A 19,269-nucleotide genomic window follows, 5' to 3' on the forward strand; every position below is an offset into this window, starting at 1 on the left:
AACTAAGCCGGAGGTGACGCACTTCCGGTTCAATGCACTGCAATTATCTGTAAGACAAGGCATTAAGAAGGAAAATATCATGTTTGAACGCTGGTTCACTGCGTACTGCTTAGCGCTGCGAACTTGGTGGTTAACCAGTCGCTTTTTAACCTATCAATCACCACTAAGATTACTGTCGCTGTTTGAAGCCTACGAACAGCAAACCCAGTGTCGCAACTTAGCCCGAATTGCGATTGGCGACACCGTTCGCTTAGTGGATCTTGACCGCTCCTATCAATATCGCATGACGTTAGTTGATTCACGTAAGAGCCAACCTCTTGCGGGGATGCTAGCTGTTGACTCGTACTTAGGTTCCCGATTGTTGGGGCGTTCTCAAGATGAGGTCTTAGAACTCGAGATATTCAACCAGCGCCGCTGCTTTGTGATTACCGAAATCATTCATCAATCACAGCCGCCAACACCGCATCTGGTGTGTAGCTGTATGTTATGTCAGTAAAATAGAGGTGAAGTCATGAGTAAAAAAGACAAGAAGCAACCCCAGTTAAGCTTGAAAGAAAAACGTAAGTTGAAGCAAGAGAAAGCGGCCGAGCAAGGAATGGTGAAAGCGCGTAAACCATCTCGCAAATAAAAATTGCGGCTTATAAGCCCGCCGTAAGAGGTGGGCTTTGTATTGTTGTCGCGTAGGAAAAGCGAGCTTAATTTGAGGTCTTTGATAGGCGCGTTGAAATTTTTTTCATTTTGTCCCTTGAAAGCGATTTTTGATGACCTTATATCTAGTTGTGAAGAGGATGACTGGCTTGCTAGAGACTAGAAGACCAGCCCTCTGGAATCGCTAAAACGAGATCGCTCAAAAGAGGATATGGTGTTTTAGCACACAACTTAAACCTTTAGATTCAATATCATGTCTCCGAGCCAAACCAAGGCCAGTGGAATGATAAGAATCTCTTAGTTCGGCGTCGGTTTTTGCATAAACACGCCTGTAGGATGAAGTTCATCCGAACTAAGACTATTGCTTAATTAAAGAGGATAGATTTATGCGTAACGTAGATTTCTCACCACTATACCGTAATGCAATTGGCTTTGATCGTCTGCTAAACCTGATGGAAGCGAATACAGCGAAAAATACTTCTGGCGGTTACCCTCCGTACAACATCGAGCAAAAAGATGAGCACAACTACCGTATTACTATGGCAGTTGCTGGTTTCTCTGAAGACCAACTCGATCTAACTCAAAATGAAAACATGTTGATCGTGAAGGGCGAGCGTAAAGCAGAAGAAGGCAAAAACTACGTGTACCAAGGCATTGCAGAGCGCGATTTTGAACGTAAGTTCCAACTAGCGGACTATGTAAAAGTGACTGGCGCTTCAATGGAAAACGGCCTATTACACATTGACTTGGTTCGTGAAATTCCAGAAGCAATGCAACCACGTAAAATTGCTATCGGTGGCAACAACCTGCTAGAAAGCAACTAATCAGCAAGTTATTTGCCCTATAGAGTGAGAAAGAGCGCCAGTTGGCGCTCTTTTTAATTTGTGTCTTTGATGCGGGAGTTTGCTTTACTGACCTTGTTGGTAAGCCTTTTCGACTTCTTCCGCGATAATCGCGATACCTTTCTGCATCATCTCATCGTCTTGAACGTAGTTCATGCGCAAGCACTGATGAGCATGGTCCCACTCGTCTTTCTGACCAATAAAGAAGTACTCACCCGGAACAATCAACACGCCACGCGCTTTCAAGCGTTGGTACAACTCCATTGTCGTAATTGGCAGCTCATCAAACCATAACCACAAGAAGATCGCCCCTTCAGGTTTGTGGATACGGAATCGCTTGTCTGTAATCGCCTGTTGTAGCAGTTCTACCGCGCGTTGTGATTTCTGCTTGTAGAACGGCTTAATCACCTCTGAACTCAGTTTGAGTAGATCGCCTTTAGCGATGATGTGGTTTGCCAATGCTGGGCCAACACTGCCTGGCGCTAAGCTGATGATGCCATTCATATTGGTGAGTGCTTGGGTGATTTCTTCACTCGCAATCACAATCCCACATCGCACACCCGGCAAGCCAAGTTTAGATAAGCTCATGCACAGGATGGTGTTTTCATTCCAGAACGGTTCGACATCTTCAAAAATGATGTTCGGGAACGGCAAGCCGTACGCATTGTCGATGATCAGTGGGATGTTGTTCTCGCGCGCCAATTTGTCCAGTTTACGCACTTCTTCGTCAGTCAGTACGTTACCTGTTGGGTTGGTTGGGCGAGATGCACAAATTGCTGCGACGGAGTCATCGACGGTGAGCTTTTCAAAATCAACGTGATATTTGAATAGGCCGTTGTCGAGTAGCTCTATTTCTGGATGGTACGAAACAAAAATGTCTTCATCGATACCTGCATCACCGTAGCCAATGTATTCCGGTGCGATAGGCAACAGGACTTTTTTGTGCGAACCATCTGGCTGCTGACCAGCAAACAAATTAAATAGGTAGAAGAACCCGCTTTGGCTGCCATTCGTCAGGCTAATATTCTTCTCACTGATGTCCCAGCCGTATGTTTCACGAAACAGCTGAGCGAGCGCTTTGACGAACACGTCTTTACCCTGAGGGCCATCATAATTAGTGAGCGCGGCGACGAGTTCGCCACTGGCGAGCATTTCTTTACTGGCTTGGTGAAAGTAATCGAGCATGGCAGGAATGGCGGCCGGGTTACCCCCACCGAGCATGATGGCACCTGGCGTGCGTAGGCCATCATTCAAATCGTCCATTAACTGCGTAATACCTGAATACTGATTAAATTTTTCACCAAACTTTGAGAACTGCATGCTTACATATACCTAATTCATTGTGATTGCTTTATGTGTCTTGATTGCTGACGAAACATCAGCTTATAGAGTAATACTTGACCTTACCCTAATGTTATTACGACGCAAAGTGTGAATTTACTCGAAGAAGAAAAAAGTTTGTCATCAGACCAGGTGGAGAGGATTTGGAATTAAAAAAGGGAAGCGAAATGCTTCCCTTGCTGGTGGAGTGAGTCGGTTATTCGCCAGTGTAAACAATCAGTACTTTGTCGTCTTGGTATTGGCGTTCGAATGCGTAGTAGCCTTCTTGATTACGAGTGATGTGCTTACCTTGAGCAACCGCTGGGTGGCGTTGACGGAATTCGCCCAATTTCTGCCAATGTTGTAGTAAGTCTTCACGCTCGCCATGAATCTTGTCCCATGGCATGTCGGAACGTGTACCTTGGGTCGGATCGGATCCAGTCACGCCAAAGTCACGGGCAATCTCATCGCCGTAGTAGATTTGTACTGCACCCGGTGCCAGCATTAACGCATTGGCGGCGCGAGCTTGGTCATCAAAGCTGCGGCTGCGTGCCGACCAAAACAGTTGAGTATCGTGCGAAGACAGGTAACTCAACACGTTGAATTCAGGATCGGAGTTAATACGCTCTGCATAGCGGCGGTAATCATTATCAAGTTGAGCGAAACACTTTAGCGCTTTTGGTGCCACGTCAGATTGGAACTCGAAGTTGATGATCGAATCGAAGCCGTTATCGAAATACGGGCTCTTCACCACGCTGTGTGCCCACACTTCACCGGTCATCCAAAATGGCAGATCGTCGAGTGCTTTGTCGGGGTGGTTTTGTTTCCATTCGGCGAGGGCTTGAGTGGTACTTGCTTTGAGCTCTGCCCACGCTTCCATCTCAACGTGTTTGGCGGTATCGACGCGGAAGCCATCAATGCCGTAATCACGTACCCAATCCGATAGCCATGTGATCAGATGTTCTCGTGGGGTTTTCAACTCATCTTGCGCATTGGTGTTTTTATTGCGGAAGAAGTTTGGTAGTCCGGTTTTCTGCGTCGATTCGGTTTTGAGATCCGGTAGGTAGTTCAAAGACATGGTGATGTCGTTGTATCCCGGCACATCGTAATCGCCAATGTCGGTGCGAATCCAATCTTTGCCCCACCATTTTTCCCACGCTTCACTATCACCGTATTTGATGTAGTCGTTGAAGCTGTGCCAGCTTTGTCCCGATTTTGGTTGCCAGTCGGTCCATTTTTCACCAAGTACTTGTTTGGATTCTTGGTCATCAAGGTAAAGTTGACCAAATCCAAATTCTTGCATGTCAGCTAATGTGGCGTAGCCGGTGTGGTTCATGACCACATCCCAAATCACGCGGATGCCTTTCTTGTGGGCGGTATCGACGAAGGTTCTCAGCTCATCTTCGGTACCCATGTTGGCATCAAGCTTGGTCCAATCTTGGTGGTAGTAGCCGTGATAGCCGTAGTGTTTAAAGTCGCCCTTATCGCCGCCGCCAACCCAACCATGGATTTGTTCCAGTGGTGAAGTTATCCAGATGGCATTCACACCGAGGGATTCGATGTAATCGAGTTTTTTCGTCAGACCCGCTAAGTCACCACCGTGGAAAGTACCAATCTCGTATTTGCCGTCTTTGCTGCGACCGTAGCTGTTGTCATTGTCTGGGTTACCATTGTAGAAGCGGTCGGTCATGACAAAATACACCGTCGCGTTGTCCCAGCTGAAAGGTTTTTCGGCTTGCTGATCAACCTCTTCTAACAGTAATAGACCTTGGCTAATCGGGCCTGGTTGCATGGTTACGCTGCCATTGGCGACGGTGGCTTCTTGCCCGGTTAAGGCGTCACGAACAACAGTGCCATCAGTAAAGGTTTGGGCTACGTTGATGGTTTTAGCTGTGTCGGTTGCAACAGGGCAAGAATAGGTGATGTCCTGACTTTGTTTTGGTTTGATTTTAACGGTTAGCTCATTGGTGTCTGGATTGAGCGTGAAGAGGTAGGTATTGGCTTTGAAAATGCGCAGCGGCATAGATGTGTCGGTTGCGCAGTTATCCATTTTTAATGGTGTATTGAATTTGATGCGGCTTTCTTCCGCTAGCGCAAAGCTGTTGCCACAGGTTTGTTTGCTGTCGGCAATGGTAAAGGTGTAGTTGCCTTTTTCTAGTTTTTGCTCTGCGACGAGTAAACCGTCTGAGTTTGGTTCGAAGACGGCAGTATCGTCTCCAACGCTTAATACGATGGCATTTTCTGGAATTTGGCTGCAGGCGCTCAGTAGGCCGATAGAGAGTGCGAGAATTGTTTTTTTCATTGTGTCCTTCCCCCGAATAAACAACCCAGTTATAGCAAAACTGTGCCTCTACAATCCGAGCTCTGCACCAACAAGTTCAACGCGTCTCACCCTACAAATTTTTGCCTTGTTCACAAAATTAATAATAAGAACCGGTTATCTCCGTTTGAAGGCAACAAAAAAGGGAAGCTGACGCTTCCCTTTTACTTATTTCTTAATCACTTCGAAGAGTAATGAATTACTTTTGAAGCAAAGAAATGTCTGCGATCTGTAGGAACAGGTTACGCAGGTTGTTCAGTAGTGTCAGACGGTTCTTCTTAAGTGCTTCGTCGTCTGCCATTACCATTACGTTATCGAAGAACGCATCCACTGGCTCACGTAGGTCAGCTAGTTTGCTTAGGGCTTCTTGGTAGTTACCGGTTGCAAATGCAGGCTCTAGTGCTTCAGTCATGACTTCAACGCTTTCTGCTAGCGCTTTCTCTGCGTCTTCTTGTAGAAGTGCTAGGTCAATTTCTTCTGCTAGTTCGCCGTCGAACTTCGCTAGGATATTACCTACACGTTTGTTCGCTGCTGCTAGAGACTCTGCCGCTTCCAGTTCACGGAAGTGAGAAACCGCTTTAACACGTTGGTCGAAGTCTGCTGGTTTCGTCGGGCGACGCGCTAGTACCGCTTGAATGATGTCTACGCTGAAGCCTTCGTCTTGGTACCAAGCACGGAAACGACCAAGCATGAACTCGATAACATCTTGTTCAACGTTGTCGTTGGTTAGGCGGTCGCCGAACAGTGACTTCGCTTTTGCTACTAGGTCAACAAGATCTAGGTTGTAGCCGTATTCAACGATGATACGTAGTACACCTAGAGATGCGCGACGTAGTGCGAATGGGTCGCTGCCTTTAGGCGCTTGACCAATACCGAAGATACCGACGATAGTGTCTAGCTTGTCTGCCATTGCAACTGCGGTTGAAACGCCGTTAGATGGCAGTTCATCACCTGCGAAACGAGGCATGTATTGCTCATTCAGTGCTACTGCAACTTCTTCTGCTTCACCGTCGTGGCGCGCGTAGTGCATACCCATCACACCTTGAGTATCCGTGAATTCGAATACCATTGAGGTCATTAGGTCACATTTTGCTAGTAGACCAGCACGCTTTGATTTCTCAACATCAGCACCGATTTGCTCAGCAATGTAGCCAGCAAGTTCTGTGATGCGGTCTGTTTTGTCTTTGATCGTACCCAGTTGCTGTTGGAAGATCGCTTGTTCTAGTTCAGGCAGACGGTCGATAAGCGGACGCTTACGGTCTGTGTTGAAGAAGAACTCTGCGTCAGCAAGACGAGGACGAACTACTTTCTCGTTACCTTCAATTACGTAACGAGGCTCTTTTGATTCGATGTTCGATACGAAGATGAAGTTAGGTAGTAGCTTCTTGTTGTCATCGTAAACAGGGAAGTATTTTTGGTCACCTTTCATAGTGTAAACCAACGCTTCAGAAGGCACTTTTAGGAACTCTTCTTCAAACTTCGCTGTTAGAACTACTGGCCATTCAACCAGAGACGTGACTTCTTCTACTAGGTCATCTTCTAGATCAGCGATACCGCCAACCGCTGCTGCCGCTTTTTGTGCGTCAGCTAGGATGATTGCTTTACGCGCTTCGTAATCTGCCATTACTTTACCGCGCTCTTCTAGGATCGCAGGGTATTGCTCAGCTGAATCGATAGTGAACTCTTTTTCACCCATGAAGCGGTGACCACGGATAGTGCGGCCTGAAGCGACACCAAGGATCTCGCCTTCGATTAGGTCGCTGCCCATTAGCATGGTTAGCGTCTTAACTGGACGGATAAATTGAGTCGTTTTGTTACCCCAGCGCATTGGTTTTGCGATAGGTAGGTTTGCTAGTGCTTTTGCTGCAAGTTCAACTACGATCTCAGACGTTGGCTGACCTTTCACTTCTTGTTTGAACAGTAGCCATTCGCCTTTGTCGGTTACCATGCGATCAGCTTGGTCAACAGTGATGCCACAACCGCGTGCCCAGCCTTGAGCTGCTTTGGTCGGGTTGCCTTCCGCGTCAAATGCTGCAGAAACCGCAGGACCACGTTTTTCAACTACTTTGTCTGATTGGCTTTCTGCCAATGCTGCGACTTTTAGTGCAAGACGACGAGGTGCCGCGAACCATTTTACGCCTTCGTGAGCAAGCTCAGCGCCTTTTAGTTCTGCTTCGAAGTTTGCTGCGAATGCTTCAGCTAGAGTACGAAGTTGCGTTGGTGGTAGCTCTTCTGTACCTAGCTCGATTAGAAATTCTTTTGCCATGTTACTCTACCCCTTACGCTTGTTCTTTCTTACACATTGGGAAGCCAAGAGCTTCACGCGATGCGTAGTATGCTTCTGCTACTGCTTTAGTCAGATTGCGGATGCGCAGGATGTAACGTTGACGCTCTGTAACAGAGATTGCTTTGCGTGCGTCTAACAAGTTGAACGCGTGTGCCGCTTTCAAGATGCGCTCGTAAGCAGGCAGAGGTAGCGGTTTTTCTAGCTCGAGTAGTTCTTTCGATTCTTTTTCACACTGGTCGAAGAAGCTGAATAGGAAATCAACGTCTGCGTGTTCGAAGTTGTAAGTTGATTGCTCAACTTCGTTTTGGTGGAAAATGTCACCGTAAGTTACCTTGCTGCCGTCTGGCGCGATGTTCCAAGTTAGGTCGTAAACAGAGTCTACTTCTTGGATGTACATTGCTAGACGTTCGATACCGTAAGTGATCTCACCCGTTACCGGTTTACACTCAAGGCCGCCAACTTGTTGGAAGTAAGTAAACTGAGTTACTTCCATGCCGTTTAGCCAAACTTCCCAGCCTAGACCCCATGCGCCTAGTGTTGGGTTTTCCCAGTTGTCTTCTACGAAACGGATGTCGTGTACAAGTGGGTCAATACCAAGAACTTCAAGGGAGCCAAGGTACAACTCTTGAATATTGTCAGGCGATGGTTTTAGCGCTACTTGGAATTGGTAGTAGTGCTGAAGACGGTTAGGGTTTTCACCGTAACGGCCATCAGTAGGACGACGTGAAGGTTGTACGTAAGCTGTCGACATTGGCTCTGGGCCAAGCGCTCGTAGACAGGTCATTGGGTGAGAGGTACCCGCACCCACTTCCATATCTAGCGGTTGAACAATGGTACAACCATTTTGAGCCCAATAATCCTGCAGCGCGAGGATCATTCCCTGGAAGGTTTTGATATCGTATTTTTGCATAAGTCAGGTTCGCGCGATTCTCTAGTTACTCATTAATTCGTCTCGTATGCCGAGTTTTTCAACTCAAACAAGGGCGATAAAGAGTAATTACGGTTGAATAAAATAACAATCAAGTATAACCAGATATTGAGCATGGGAGTAGAGCTAATCTTGATTAATTCGTGGGCAATTTTCTCCTTTAATGAATTTTTACCGCGTTATCTGCTGTATTTTTCCTAAAAGGGAGTTTTCACCTGCTTTGACTCTTGTGATGCGCAACAAAGGTGGCTAGAATTGCGCCTGTCTTTGGGGAGTAGCTTACCTGATGAAGTCTCTGTTTCATCCGGTTCGTTCGTCAACATAATTGGTGCAAAATCACCATGGCGTTCGAGACTTGAAGCCTTTCAAGTTTAGCAAGACCTTAGACAAATCATCACGAACCGGGGTGGGGCGTGAGGTTTGTCTATGGTTAAAATAATTATCCCGCCCCAATGAGCATGTCGTGAGCGTTTTAGCTATTTCAATTACTACTGTGGCGTTAGCAGAAATTGGCGATAAGACCCAATTGCTATCCCTATTACTTGCCAGTCGTTACCGCAAACCCATTCCAATTATTGCAGCCATCTTTTTGGCGACCATTGCCAACCACGCTTTAGCTGCATGGTTAGGTGTGGTAGTGGCCGACTATCTATCTCCTGATGTTTTAAAATGGGTGCTGGTGGTCAGTTTTATTGCCATGGCCGCTTGGGTTCTGATCCCAGACAAACTGGATGACGACGAAGAAATCTCGAATCGTGGACCATTCATTGCCAGCTTTATTGCCTTCTTTGTCGCCGAAATCGGTGATAAAACTCAGATTGCGACTTCCATTCTAGGCGCGCAATACGCGGATGCGCTGAGTTGGGTCATACTTGGCACGACCATTGGTATGCTGTTGGCCAACGTACCAGTGGTGTTGATTGGCAAGCTTTCAGCAGACAAGATGCCATTGGGTTTGATCCGTAAAGTAACCGCTATTTTGTTCGTGTTGTTGGCTATTGGTGCGGCCTTCTTTTAATGGCTTGAAGCGGATAACGTAGCCTGAAAAGGAAAAACGTTATCTGCGAACAATCGTTAAAATGGTGCGAATTATCAATAACTAGCGAATTAGTGGCGCAGCTCAAACTCTGACTTAAAATCGCTCCGTAGCGTGACGGATGACATATTAGTGTCATACTTGTCATGGTAGTTTAATGGTGTGAATGATAGCGAGAGGGCAAGTTTATGCTTACACGTTACATGGGGATGACCCCAAAGAGTCAGAGTTATTTATTCACCTTTGGTTTGGCGCTGTGCTTGTTAGCGATGGTACTGACTGATATGTGGTTGCCGATTGTGGCAGGGACGTTCATTCTTACTGGCTTGACGGTTGAAGCGTGGATTCGGGTGGCGCACATTATTCCAATGCATGAAGAAATACGTGCGATGCAGAAACAACTTAACAAACTCCAATCTGAAGTTCGCACACTAGAATATGACGAATAAACAAACGGCAGCCCACTGGGCTGCCGTTTTTGATCTCACTGAGATTATTCCAAACCTTTCTTAATCAGGTACTGATAAGGCAGTTGTTCTGTTTGCGCTGCAATCAACTGGTGATCCATAAAGCGGCAGAAACTCGGAATATCTCGAGTTGTCGATGGGTCGTCCGCTTTTACTAGCAAAACCTCACCATCTTGCATGTTGCGAATTGTCTTCCTGACCATCATCACTGGCTCTGGGCAGCGCAGTCCTTCCGCCTCTAACGTCTTTGTTGCCAGTTCAGGATTAAAGCTCATAGTGTGATTCTCGTAACTAACTTAGCGGTGAATTTTACGTTCGTTGAAAAAATATTCAATAACCACTTGGCAAACGGATTTTTTTGTTTTACCTTAAATTAACAATTTGGTAACAACTGGCAAGGAGAGGCGATGTTAACAGCGTTAGACAGACTCACGATTTACTCAGTGCTGTGTTTTATCTCGTTCTGTGCATTGGTACTTAGAACGCCAGCTGAAACCTCATTGATGCCTTTAGCAGGCATGAGTGCAACCATTATTGGGATTTGGATTGAGATGCACAAATGGTCAGGTGCATCAGAGCAAGAGAATTAGCGCCTCTTGCCTCAATCAAACATGAACAATACCGCTCACCTATTTTTACCAACACTTCATTCCGACACTATCCCCATTTTTCTTGGGCTTCCCCGCTGAAAGGCGGGATTTTTTTTGCCTGAAGAGTACAATTTGATAAAACCCTCGCATTGTAAGTGGCAAATCGTGGAACTAGAAGACATCTATCGCCGAGATCTGAATTTATTAGTCGCGTTGCGTGTACTGATTGAAGAAAGCAGCGTCAGTAAGGCGGCAACTCGCCTTAATTTAAGCCAATCGGCGATGAGTCGTGTGTTAGGGCGATTACGCGATCTGCTTGGTGATCCGCTGTTTACGCGCCAAGGTCAGCACTTGATCCCAACCCAAAAAGCGCTAGAAATTGATCGCTCTTTAGGTGAACCGTTGGAATCGCTGCGCCAATTGTTGTCGCCCGTCGAGTTCGATCCTCAGCAGTGCGATCAGACGTTCACCATCGCGACCACGGACTACGCTATGCAAACTATCCTGCCGTTTGCTTTACCGCGCATTTATCAAGAAGCGCCGAATGTGTCGTTTAACTTTTTGCCTTTGCAGCATGACCGTTTATCCGATCAGTTGACTTATGAAGGGGCCGATCTCGCCATTTGTCGCCCAACTGGCCCCGTAGAGCCGCTGCGTAGCGAGATTCTTGGTCGCGTTGGCGTGTTGTGTTTACTGTCCAAACAGCATCCTTTGGCGAATCAAGAGATGAGTTTGGACGACTATTTGAGCCACCCTCACGCGATGATTGCCATCAGTGACGGAGTGAAAGCGTTGATTGAGCAAGCTTTAATCGACAAGCCGCAACGCAAAATGGTGCTGCGTGCGTACCATTTAGAAGCTGCGCTGGCGATTGTGGATACTCTGCCTATCATCATTACCGTTCCGGCAGATTTGGCGTATCTGGTTGCTGAGCGCTATGACCTAGTCGTAAAACCGTTACCATTCCAATTTACGCCTTTTGATTATTCGATGATTTGGCATGCGCGCTGTGAGCATTCTCCTGCTCAAGAATGGCTGCGCTCCGTTGTGCGTGAAGAGTGCAGCAGGCTGATTGCAAAGCGAATCGAAGACATGGGATTGAACTAATAATAAAAGAGCCAGCAACGCTGGCTCTATTTACGTGAAGTGCTGACTTGTAGCTTGATAACTATAGCTTTATAGCTACAGCTTGATGACTATAGCTTGATAACAATGCGACCGGTTACCTGGCCGTTGGTAATATCTTCGGCGTATTTGGGCGCTTCAGCGAGCGCTACTTCAGTACACGCTTGCTCGAAGTAGCTGTCTGGTAGTAGCTCAACCAGTTTTTCCCACGCTGCGATGCGTTTTTCGGTTGGACACATCACGGAATCCACACCTTGCAGACGCACATTACGTAGGATGAACGGCATTACTGTGGTTGGCAGGTCAAAACCGCCAGCAAGACCACACGCCGCGACGGCGCTGTTGTAATCCATTTGCGCCAATACTTTCGCTAGCACTTTGCTGCCAACGGTGTCGACTGCGCCAGCCCAAATTTGTTTTTCTAGTGGGCGTGCAGGCTCTTCAAATTCAACACGGTCGATGATGCGACTTGCGCCCAGTTTTTCTAAAAGTGGACCGTTTTGTTCAACACGACCAGTAACGGCTGCCACTTTGTAGCCCAGTTGAGCCAGAAGCGTCACTGCCACCGAACCTACGCCGCCACTGGCGCCAGTGACAAGGATTTCGCCAGCTTCTGGTTTGATGTCAGCATCCAGCAGAGCTTGAACACACAGCATTGCGGTAAAGCCAGCTGTACCGACCATCATTGCTTTTTTGCTGTCTAAGCCTTTTGGTAGAGGAACCAACCAATCCGCTTTTAGACGAGCACGTTGCGCCATACCGCCCCAGTGGTTTTCGCCGACACCCCAGCCAGTAAGAACGACTTTATCGCCTGCTTGGTAGCGTGCATCGTCAGAGCTTACGACCGTACCCGCTAGATCAATGCCTGGTACCATTGGGAAGTTGCGGATGATTTTACCTTTCCCTGTGATCGCAAGGCCGTCCTTGTAGTTTAACGATGAGTAATCAACGTCAATCAGTACGTCGCCTTCCGGCAGTTGTGTTTCATCGATTTGTTCGATGTTTGCGATAGTACGTTTGTCTTCTTGGTTTAGAACTAGAGCATTAAACATAAGGTTCTCCGAGTGTGCGATAGCGCGGCAGGAATGCCACGAGCAGCAAGCCATTAACTGCCTGTAAGTGTATGCCTTCTTTATTTATGAATAAAATGAAACTTCATCATCTAATTTATGCGTTTTGTGCATAAATTATAGGGTGCCTAATAAAAGAAAAGGCGACATAAGATGCCGCCTTAAGTGTAATACCAAATTTTGCTGGTATTGGTTGATTACCTAACTGGAGATGTTAAGGGTTACGGGCGCTCAAAGACAGTAGCGATACCCTGACCAAGACCGATACACATGGTCGCAAGGCCGTATTTGGCGTCCTTGGCTTCCATTAGGTTGATAAGCGTTGTTGAGATACGTGCGCCAGAACAACCCAATGGGTGACCTAGAGCAATCGCGCCGCCATTCAGGTTCACTTTTTCGTCCATCACCTCAAGCAGACCTAGGTCTTTCGCACATGGCAGAGATTGCGCTGCAAACGCTTCGTTTAGCTCGACAACGTCCATATCTTCAATTGCAAGACCTGCACGTTTCAGCGCTTTTTGCGTTGCAGGTACAGGGCCGTAACCCATGATGGATGGATCGCAACCTGCGATCGCCATGCCTTTGATTCGTGCGCGAATCTTCAAACCAAGTTCATTGGCTTTCTCTTCGCTCATGATCAGCATTGCGGATGCACCATCAGATAAAGCGGAAGACGTGCCGGCTGTTACAGTACCGTTCGCTGGGTCGAATACCGGACGAAGTTGAGACAGACCTTCAACGGTGGTCTCTGGACGAATCACTTCATCGTAATCTAACTGGAACAACGTACCGTCTGCTGCGTGGCCTTCGGTTGGTAGGATTTCGTTTTTAAAGCGACCTTCCAATGTTGCTGCGTGAGCACGAGCATGAGAGCGCGCCGCAAACTCATCTTGTTGCTCACGGCTGATACCATGAAGCTTACCAAGCATTTCAGCGGTTAAACCCATCATGCCAGCGGCTTTGGCGACGTTTTTCGACATGCCAGGATGGAAGTCTACACCGTGGTTCATTGGTACGTGACCCATGTGCTCGACACCGCCGATCAGGCAAATTTCCGCGTCACCTGTCATGATTGCACGAGTACCATCATGCAGGGCTTGCATAGATGAGCCACACAGACGGTTCACGGTTACCGCGCCAATCTCAATTGGTAGGCCAGCAAGCAGCGCTGCATTACGCGCGATGTTAAAGCCTTGCTCAAGCGTTTGTTGCACACAGCCCCAGTAGATGTCTTCAATCTCACTTGGGTTCACTTGTGGGTTGCGTGCCAGAATGCCTTTCATTAGGTGCGCAGAAAGGTCTTCTGCACGAGTATGACGGAAAGCACCACCTTTAGAGCGACCCATTGGGGTACGTAGACAATCGACTACGACAACGTTTCTGGTTTGATTAGTCATTTTGGGAATCCCTCCTTAGATAGAACCTTGCTGTTGCGCGCCGTAGAAGCTTTCGCCTTTCGCCGCCATATCAATCAGCATTTGCGGAACATGGTACATCGCGCCTAGATCAGCGTGCTGTTTTGCCATTTCAACAAATTCAGCAATACCTACGCTGTCTAGGTAGCGGAATACACCGCCGCGGAATGGAGGGAAACCAAGGCCGTAAACCAGCGCCATATCTGCTTCTTGAGGGGTTGCAATAATGCCTTCTTGCAGACACAGCACCACTTCGTTGATCATCGGAATCATCATACGTTGGATGATGGTCTGCTCATCGAACTCTTGTTTATCCGCGCAGACGTCTGCCAGTACTGGCAAGATATCTTCAGTGAAGGTTTTCTTAGGCTTACCTTTTTTATCAATGGTGTAGCTGTAGAAACCGTTGCCATTCTTCTGACCGTATTTGTTGGCTTCGAATAGAGCATCAATCGCGTCACGACCTTGTTTTCCCATTCGCTCAGGGAAACCTTCTGCCATCACCGCTTGTGCGTGGTGCGCAGTATCGATGCCGACTACATCAAGCAAGTACGCCGGGCCCATCGGCCAGCCAAATTTGCGTTCCATGACTTTGTCGACTTTAGTGAAGTCTGCACCGTCACGAAGCAACATGCTGAAACCGCCAAAGTACGGGAATAATACGCGGTTGACGAAGAATCCCGGACAGTCGTTCACGACGATTGGGGATTTACCCATTTTCGCTGCGTAAGCCACTACGCGGTTGATGGTTTCATCAGAAGTTTTCTCACCACGGATGATTTCAACCAAAGGCATGCGATGCACAGGGTTAAAGAAGTGCATACCACAGAAATTTTCTGGGCGTTTAAGTGATTGTGCCAATAGGTTGATTGGAATCGTCGATGTGTTTGATGTAATGACGGTGTCTTCACCAACGTGCGATTCGACTTCGCTCAGTACCGCTGCTTTTACTTTTGGATTTTCGACAACGGCTTCAACAATCACATCTGAATTTTCGATGCCTGCGTAATGTAGGCTTGGGGTAATTGATGCCAAAATTCCCGCCATCTTGAAGCCGTCGATACGACCTTGAGCAAGGCGTTTGTTCAGCAGTTTAGACGCTTCGGTCATACCTAAATCGAGAGATGGTTGGGCAATGTCTTTCATCAATACTGGCACGCCTTTCAGCGCAGATTGGTAAGCAATGCCACCACCCATGATGCCTGCACCTAATACCGCTGCTCGCTCAGTGTCTTTGCTTGCTGATTTCGCCGCTTTTTTCGCGATGCCTTTGATGTATTGGTCGTTGAGGAACAGACCAACCAGAGCTTTGGCTTCTTCTGATTTCGCGAGTTTAACGAAGTATTTGCGTTCAATGTCGAGTGCTTCGTTACGCGCAAAGCGTGCGCCTTCTTCAATCGTAATAACTGCAGTCATTGGCGCAGGGTAGTGTGGACCTGCTTTTTGTGCCACTAGGCCTTTTGCCATCGTGAAGCTCATCATCGACTCTAGCTTGCTGAGTGTCAGTGGCGAGGTTTTTTGTTTACGACGTGCTTGCCAATCGATCTTTTCGTTGATAGCTGAAGTCAGTGTTTGCAATGCGGATTCATACAACGCATCAGTTTCAACCACAGCATCCAATAAACCAATCTTTAAGGCTTCATCTGCACGACATGCTTTGCCTTGCGTGATGATTTCCATCGCGCTATCTGCACCGATAACACGCGGCAAACGCACACAACCACCAAAGCCTGGCATGATGCCCAGTTTGGTTTCTGGTAGGCCAATGCTGGTGGTTTTGTCACCGATACGCATGTCGGTAGCCAGTACGCATTCACAGCCGCCGCCAAGTGTGTGACCTTTAAGTACTGAGATTGTCGGAACGGGTAAGTCTTCTAGTTTATTGAAGATGCTATTGGCAAATTGTAGCCATTGATCGAGCTCGGCGTCTGTTTTAGCGAAGAGGCCCAAGAATTCAGTGATGTCTGCGCCAACGATGAACGCATCTTTATCTGAAGTGAGCATTAAGCCCTTTAGACCTTGATGTGAAGTCAACGCATCAAGAGCCTTATCGAGAGACTCTAGCGTTGCTAGGTCGAGCTTGTTTACGGATTTAGGGGAGCAGAAGCTCAGCTCTGCTATGCCATCTTGTATTTCCTTTACCTGTAGGGTGTCGGCTTGGTAAATCATTGTCTATCTCCATGACATACAATCGTGGATTGTCTGTATACCTATTGTTAGTGCTGAATTCGTCGGCAAATAAGTATCGAGGAAGTCGTTTATTCTTATTCTGGTTTGACCAGTAAAGTTAGTTTGGATCGCGAATTGTTTAATTTCAATACATTTTTTAAACAAGTGTTTAACATTGTGCGCTGTGGCAGATCTTATGCGACTCTGAATTCACTCTCGTGATAGACTTCGAGCAAAGTAAACATTGACCTAATGCTATGAATGACCAGCCTTATCTGATTCCCTCTGCGCCTGCTCTGTTTGAAGAAGAAATCAAAAAAAGTGTCTTTATTACCTACCTCGCACACACGCCAAGCGTTGATGCGGCGAAGGCGTTTGTTGATCAAATTAAAGCCAAACACTCGGATGCAAGACACAATTGCTGGGGATTCGTAGCGGGCAGACCTGAAGATTCAATGAAATGGGGCTTTAGCGATGACGGCGAGCCGTCCGGGACTGCTGGCAAGCCAATTTTGGCGCAGCTATCGGGCTCTGGCGTGGGAGAAATCACTGCGGTAGTGACGCGATATTCAGGGGGCATCAAGCTTGGTACTGGCGGTTTAGTCAAAGCTTACGGCGGTGGGGTGCAGCAAGCTCTCAAGCTGCTTCAAACTATTGAGAAAAAAATAACCACAAAACTCAGACTAACGTTAGACTATGGGTTTATGCCTATCGCACAGTCGATCATGCCTCAATTTGGTGCGGTAGAAGTCGCTGCTGAATATAGCGATCAGGTAATATTAGTGGTGGAAATTGAGCTTCGTGAAGTGAGCGCGTTTACCCAAGCTATCATCAATAAAAGTGGGGCAAAGGCAATTGTAACCCCACTCGACGGACAATAATGAAAACCAGGAAGCAACAGGGACAGCTTCGCTAGTCAATCAATCCATGCAATTTCGTTCAATTATTCGAATCGTCGGGCTTTTGCTCGCGCTTTTTAGTGTCACCATGTTGGCACCTGCACTGGTTGCGCTTCTTTATCGAGACGGCGCTGGTGTACCTTTTGTCACGACTTTTTTTGTGCTGCTTTTTTGTGGAGCGATGTGTTGGTTTCCTAACCGTCGGCATAAACATGAGCTCAAATCACGTGATGGCTTTCTTATCGTCGTTCTTTTCTGGACGGTTTTGGGCAGCGCGGGTTCGCTTCCATTTTTAATCGCAGATAATCCCAACATTTCTGTGACTGACGCTTTTTTTGAATCCTTCTCTGCTTTAACCACGACAGGGGCGACCGTTATTGTCGGCCTTGATGAGTTACCTAAAGCGATTTTGTTCTACCGCCAATTTCTACAATGGTTTGGTGGAATGGGGATCATCGTACTCGCGGTCGCTATTTTGCCAGTGTTGGGCATCGGTGGGATGCAGTTGTACCGCGCAGAAATTCCGGGTCCAGTGAAAGATACCAAAATGACCCCGCGCATAGCCGAGACAGCAAAAGCGCTGTGGTACATCTATTTAAGCCTGACAATCGCTTGTGCGGTTGCTTTTTGGCTCGCGGGCATGACGCCGTTTGATGCCATCAGCCACAGCTTCTCTACCATTGCGATTGGTGGCTTCTCAACTCACGATGCCAGCATGGGCTACTTCGACAGTTACGCGATTAACCTGATTACCGTGGTGTTCTTGCTGATCTCTGCTTGTAACTTCACTCTGCACTTTGCAGCATTTGCCTCTGGTGGGGTTCATCCTAAGTATTATTGGAAAGACCCAGAGTTCCGCGCGTTCATCTTTATTCAGGTGTTACTGTTTTTGGTTTGCTTCTTACTACTATTGAAGCACCACTCTTACACATCACCTTATGATGCGTTTGACCAAGCGTTGTTCCAAACTGTCTCAATCTCGACAACCGCAGGTTTCACCACAACCGGTTTTGCAGATTGGCCATTGTTCTTGCCAGTGCTGTTACTGTTCTCCTCTTTTATAGGAGGATGCGCAGGTTCGACCGGTGGTGGTATGAAAGTGATCCGCATTTTGCTTCTTACCTTACAAGGTGCGCGTGAACTTAAACGTCTGGTTCACCCTCGTGCGGTTTACACCATCAAAGTCGGAGGTAGTGCGCTACCGCAACGTGTGGTCGATGCTGTATGGGGATTCTTCTCAGCATACGCGTTAGTGTTTGTGGTATGTATGTTGGGTTTGATTGCAACAGGCATGGATGAGTTAAGTGCATTCTCTGCCGTAGCAGCGACACTCAACAACCTTGGTCCTGGATTGGGCGAAGTCGCACTTCACTTTGGTGATGTAAACGACAAAGCGAAATGGGTGCTGATCGTCTCCATGCTATTTGGTCGTCTGGAAATATTTACCTTACTTATTCTACTCACGCCGACGTTTTGGCGTAGTTAAGGGGAAATCGTGGCAAAAGCATTATTTCTATACTCTTCTCGTGAAGGGCAAACCAAAAAAATTTTCCATTATATAGAAGAGCAATTAACAGACTTTGAATGTGAGCTGGTGGATTTACATAATGTAGAGACGATGGATTTCAGCCAATATGAAAAAGTGCTCATTGGTGCTTCTATTCGTTATGGTCACCTAAATAAGAAGCTATATCAATTTATTGAACGCAACCTCACTCAGCTAGAACAGAATAAAGTGGCTTTCTTCTGTGTGAACTTAACCGCCCGTAAAGAAGACCAAGGGAAAGATACCCCAGAAGGAAGTGCCTACATTCGTAAGTTCCTAATCAAATCTCCTTGGAAGCCAACATTAATTGGAGTCTTCGCTGGTGCCCTTTATTATCCGCGCTACGGTTGGTTCGACAAAATGATGATCAAGTTCATTATGTCGATGACTGGTGGTGAAACGGACACGACTAAAGAAGTGGAGTACACCAACTGGGAAAAAGTGGCTCTTTTCGCGGATAAATTCAAAGAACTGTAGAAATAACGTGCTCTTTTAAGTGGTTTTGCTGCAATTTCATCCGAACGATAAAAAAATCAAAAAAAACGTGAAAAAGGGCTTGCCAATGTGATCGCAATCTCTATAATGCCACCTCGCTGACACGGCAACG

Annotated in this window: 17 protein-coding genes; 9 read left to right on the top strand and 8 right to left on the bottom strand. The window is 47.1% G+C overall.

What is annotated here, in order from left to right:
* Positions 1–79 precede the first annotated feature (79 nt).
* Both ACF8CV_RS05975 and ACF8CV_RS05980 read left to right on the top strand, forming a co-directional pair.
* A complete protein-coding gene (locus ACF8CV_RS05975; RefSeq protein WP_005486183.1) occupies positions 80–496 on the top strand; it encodes a GreA/GreB family elongation factor in 417 nt (138 codons plus the stop codon).
* A 538-nt stretch (positions 497–1,034) separates the two neighbouring features.
* Positions 1,035–1,472 (top strand): Hsp20 family protein, encoded by a 438-nt coding sequence (locus ACF8CV_RS05980; protein WP_005458680.1) that lies wholly within the window; start codon positions 1,035–1,037, stop codon positions 1,470–1,472.
* 84 nt (positions 1,473–1,556) lie between these two features.
* Here the strand turns inward: ACF8CV_RS05980 and ACF8CV_RS05985 are convergent, their stop codons facing one another.
* The 4 genes from ACF8CV_RS05985 to glyQ all read right to left on the bottom strand — a co-directional run bounded on the left by ACF8CV_RS05985 (position 1,557) and on the right by glyQ (position 8,327).
* Positions 1,557–2,810, bottom strand: coding sequence for a valine--pyruvate transaminase (locus tag ACF8CV_RS05985; RefSeq protein WP_138938563.1), 1,254 nt, complete (start codon positions 2,808–2,810; stop codon positions 1,557–1,559).
* 217 nt (positions 2,811–3,027) lie between these two features.
* The gene (locus ACF8CV_RS05990) at positions 3,028–5,112 is read right to left on the bottom strand and encodes an alpha-amylase (protein WP_138938564.1); all 2,085 of its coding nucleotides are present in this window, start codon (positions 5,110–5,112) and stop codon (positions 3,028–3,030) included.
* A gap of 217 nt (positions 5,113–5,329) precedes the next feature.
* Positions 5,330–7,396 carry a glycine--tRNA ligase subunit beta gene (gene glyS / locus ACF8CV_RS05995; protein WP_054391165.1) on the bottom strand — a complete coding sequence of 689 codons (2,067 nt, stop codon included), beginning with the start codon at positions 7,394–7,396 and terminating at the stop codon, positions 5,330–5,332.
* 13 nt (positions 7,397–7,409) lie between these two features.
* Complete coding sequence (glyQ, locus tag ACF8CV_RS06000) at positions 7,410–8,327, bottom strand: glycine--tRNA ligase subunit alpha (protein ID WP_005458688.1); 918 nt, start codon at positions 8,325–8,327, stop codon at positions 7,410–7,412.
* Between the two features lie 481 nt (positions 8,328–8,808).
* On the opposite strand from glyQ, the gene ACF8CV_RS06005 reads away from it, so the two are divergent.
* Together ACF8CV_RS06005 and ACF8CV_RS06010 are read left to right on the top strand one after the other, a co-directional pair.
* Positions 8,809–9,363: a TMEM165/GDT1 family protein gene (locus ACF8CV_RS06005; protein WP_020904413.1), complete on the top strand. Its 555-nt coding sequence runs from the start codon at positions 8,809–8,811 to the stop codon at positions 9,361–9,363.
* Between the two features lie 206 nt (positions 9,364–9,569).
* The gene (locus tag ACF8CV_RS06010) at positions 9,570–9,830 is read left to right on the top strand and encodes a hypothetical protein (protein ID WP_005497541.1); all 261 of its coding nucleotides are present in this window, start codon (positions 9,570–9,572) and stop codon (positions 9,828–9,830) included.
* A 44-nt stretch (positions 9,831–9,874) separates the two neighbouring features.
* Here ACF8CV_RS06010 and tusA read toward each other — a convergent pair whose 3' ends face one another.
* Complete coding sequence (gene tusA / locus ACF8CV_RS06015) at positions 9,875–10,123, bottom strand: sulfurtransferase TusA (protein WP_005426051.1); 249 nt, start codon at positions 10,121–10,123, stop codon at positions 9,875–9,877.
* Positions 10,124–10,255: 132 nt separating this feature from the next.
* On the opposite strand from tusA, the gene ACF8CV_RS06020 reads away from it, so the two are divergent.
* Positions 10,256–10,438 carry a hypothetical protein gene (locus ACF8CV_RS06020; protein ID WP_005458692.1) on the top strand — a complete coding sequence of 61 codons (183 nt, stop codon included), beginning with the start codon at positions 10,256–10,258 and terminating at the stop codon, positions 10,436–10,438.
* A 165-nt stretch (positions 10,439–10,603) separates the two neighbouring features.
* Complete coding sequence (locus ACF8CV_RS06025; RefSeq protein ID WP_005458693.1) at positions 10,604–11,545, top strand: LysR family transcriptional regulator; 942 nt, start codon at positions 10,604–10,606, stop codon at positions 11,543–11,545.
* An 89-nt stretch (positions 11,546–11,634) separates the two neighbouring features.
* On the opposite strand, the gene ACF8CV_RS06030 is transcribed toward ACF8CV_RS06025, so the two are convergent.
* The 3 genes from ACF8CV_RS06030 to fadB all read right to left on the bottom strand — a co-directional run bounded on the left by ACF8CV_RS06030 (position 11,635) and on the right by fadB (position 16,217).
* On the bottom strand, positions 11,635–12,615 hold the full coding sequence (locus ACF8CV_RS06030) for an MDR family oxidoreductase (protein ID WP_025613020.1): 981 nt from the start codon (positions 12,613–12,615) through the stop codon (positions 11,635–11,637).
* A gap of 239 nt (positions 12,616–12,854) precedes the next feature.
* Positions 12,855–14,030, bottom strand: a complete 1,176-nt coding sequence (gene fadA, locus ACF8CV_RS06035) for an acetyl-CoA C-acyltransferase FadA (protein WP_005458696.1) — start codon at positions 14,028–14,030, stop codon at positions 12,855–12,857.
* 15 nt (positions 14,031–14,045) lie between these two features.
* Positions 14,046–16,217 carry a fatty acid oxidation complex subunit alpha FadB gene (fadB, locus tag ACF8CV_RS06040; protein WP_025818278.1) on the bottom strand — a complete coding sequence of 724 codons (2,172 nt, stop codon included), beginning with the start codon at positions 16,215–16,217 and terminating at the stop codon, positions 14,046–14,048.
* Positions 16,218–16,474: 257 nt separating this feature from the next.
* Here fadB and ACF8CV_RS06045 point away from each other — a divergent pair, with 257 nt between their 5' ends.
* The 3 genes from ACF8CV_RS06045 to hemG are packed head-to-tail and all read left to right on the top strand — an operon-like array spanning position 16,475 to position 19,139.
* On the top strand, positions 16,475–17,098 hold the full coding sequence (locus ACF8CV_RS06045) for a YigZ family protein (RefSeq protein WP_017449305.1): 624 nt from the start codon (positions 16,475–16,477) through the stop codon (positions 17,096–17,098).
* Positions 17,099–17,144: 46 nt separating this feature from the next.
* A complete protein-coding gene (locus ACF8CV_RS06050; protein ID WP_005465049.1) occupies positions 17,145–18,602 on the top strand; it encodes a TrkH family potassium uptake protein in 1,458 nt (485 codons plus the stop codon).
* Positions 18,603–18,611: 9 nt separating this feature from the next.
* Entirely contained in the window at positions 18,612–19,139 is a 528-nt protein-coding gene (hemG, locus tag ACF8CV_RS06055) for a menaquinone-dependent protoporphyrinogen IX dehydrogenase (RefSeq protein WP_005465051.1), read from the top strand.
* Positions 19,140–19,269 lie beyond the last annotated feature (130 nt).

Source organism: Vibrio sp. zbq_1 (genome assembly GCF_043102935.1).
Classification (GTDB): Bacteria; Pseudomonadota; Gammaproteobacteria; order Enterobacterales; family Vibrionaceae; genus Vibrio; species Vibrio parahaemolyticus.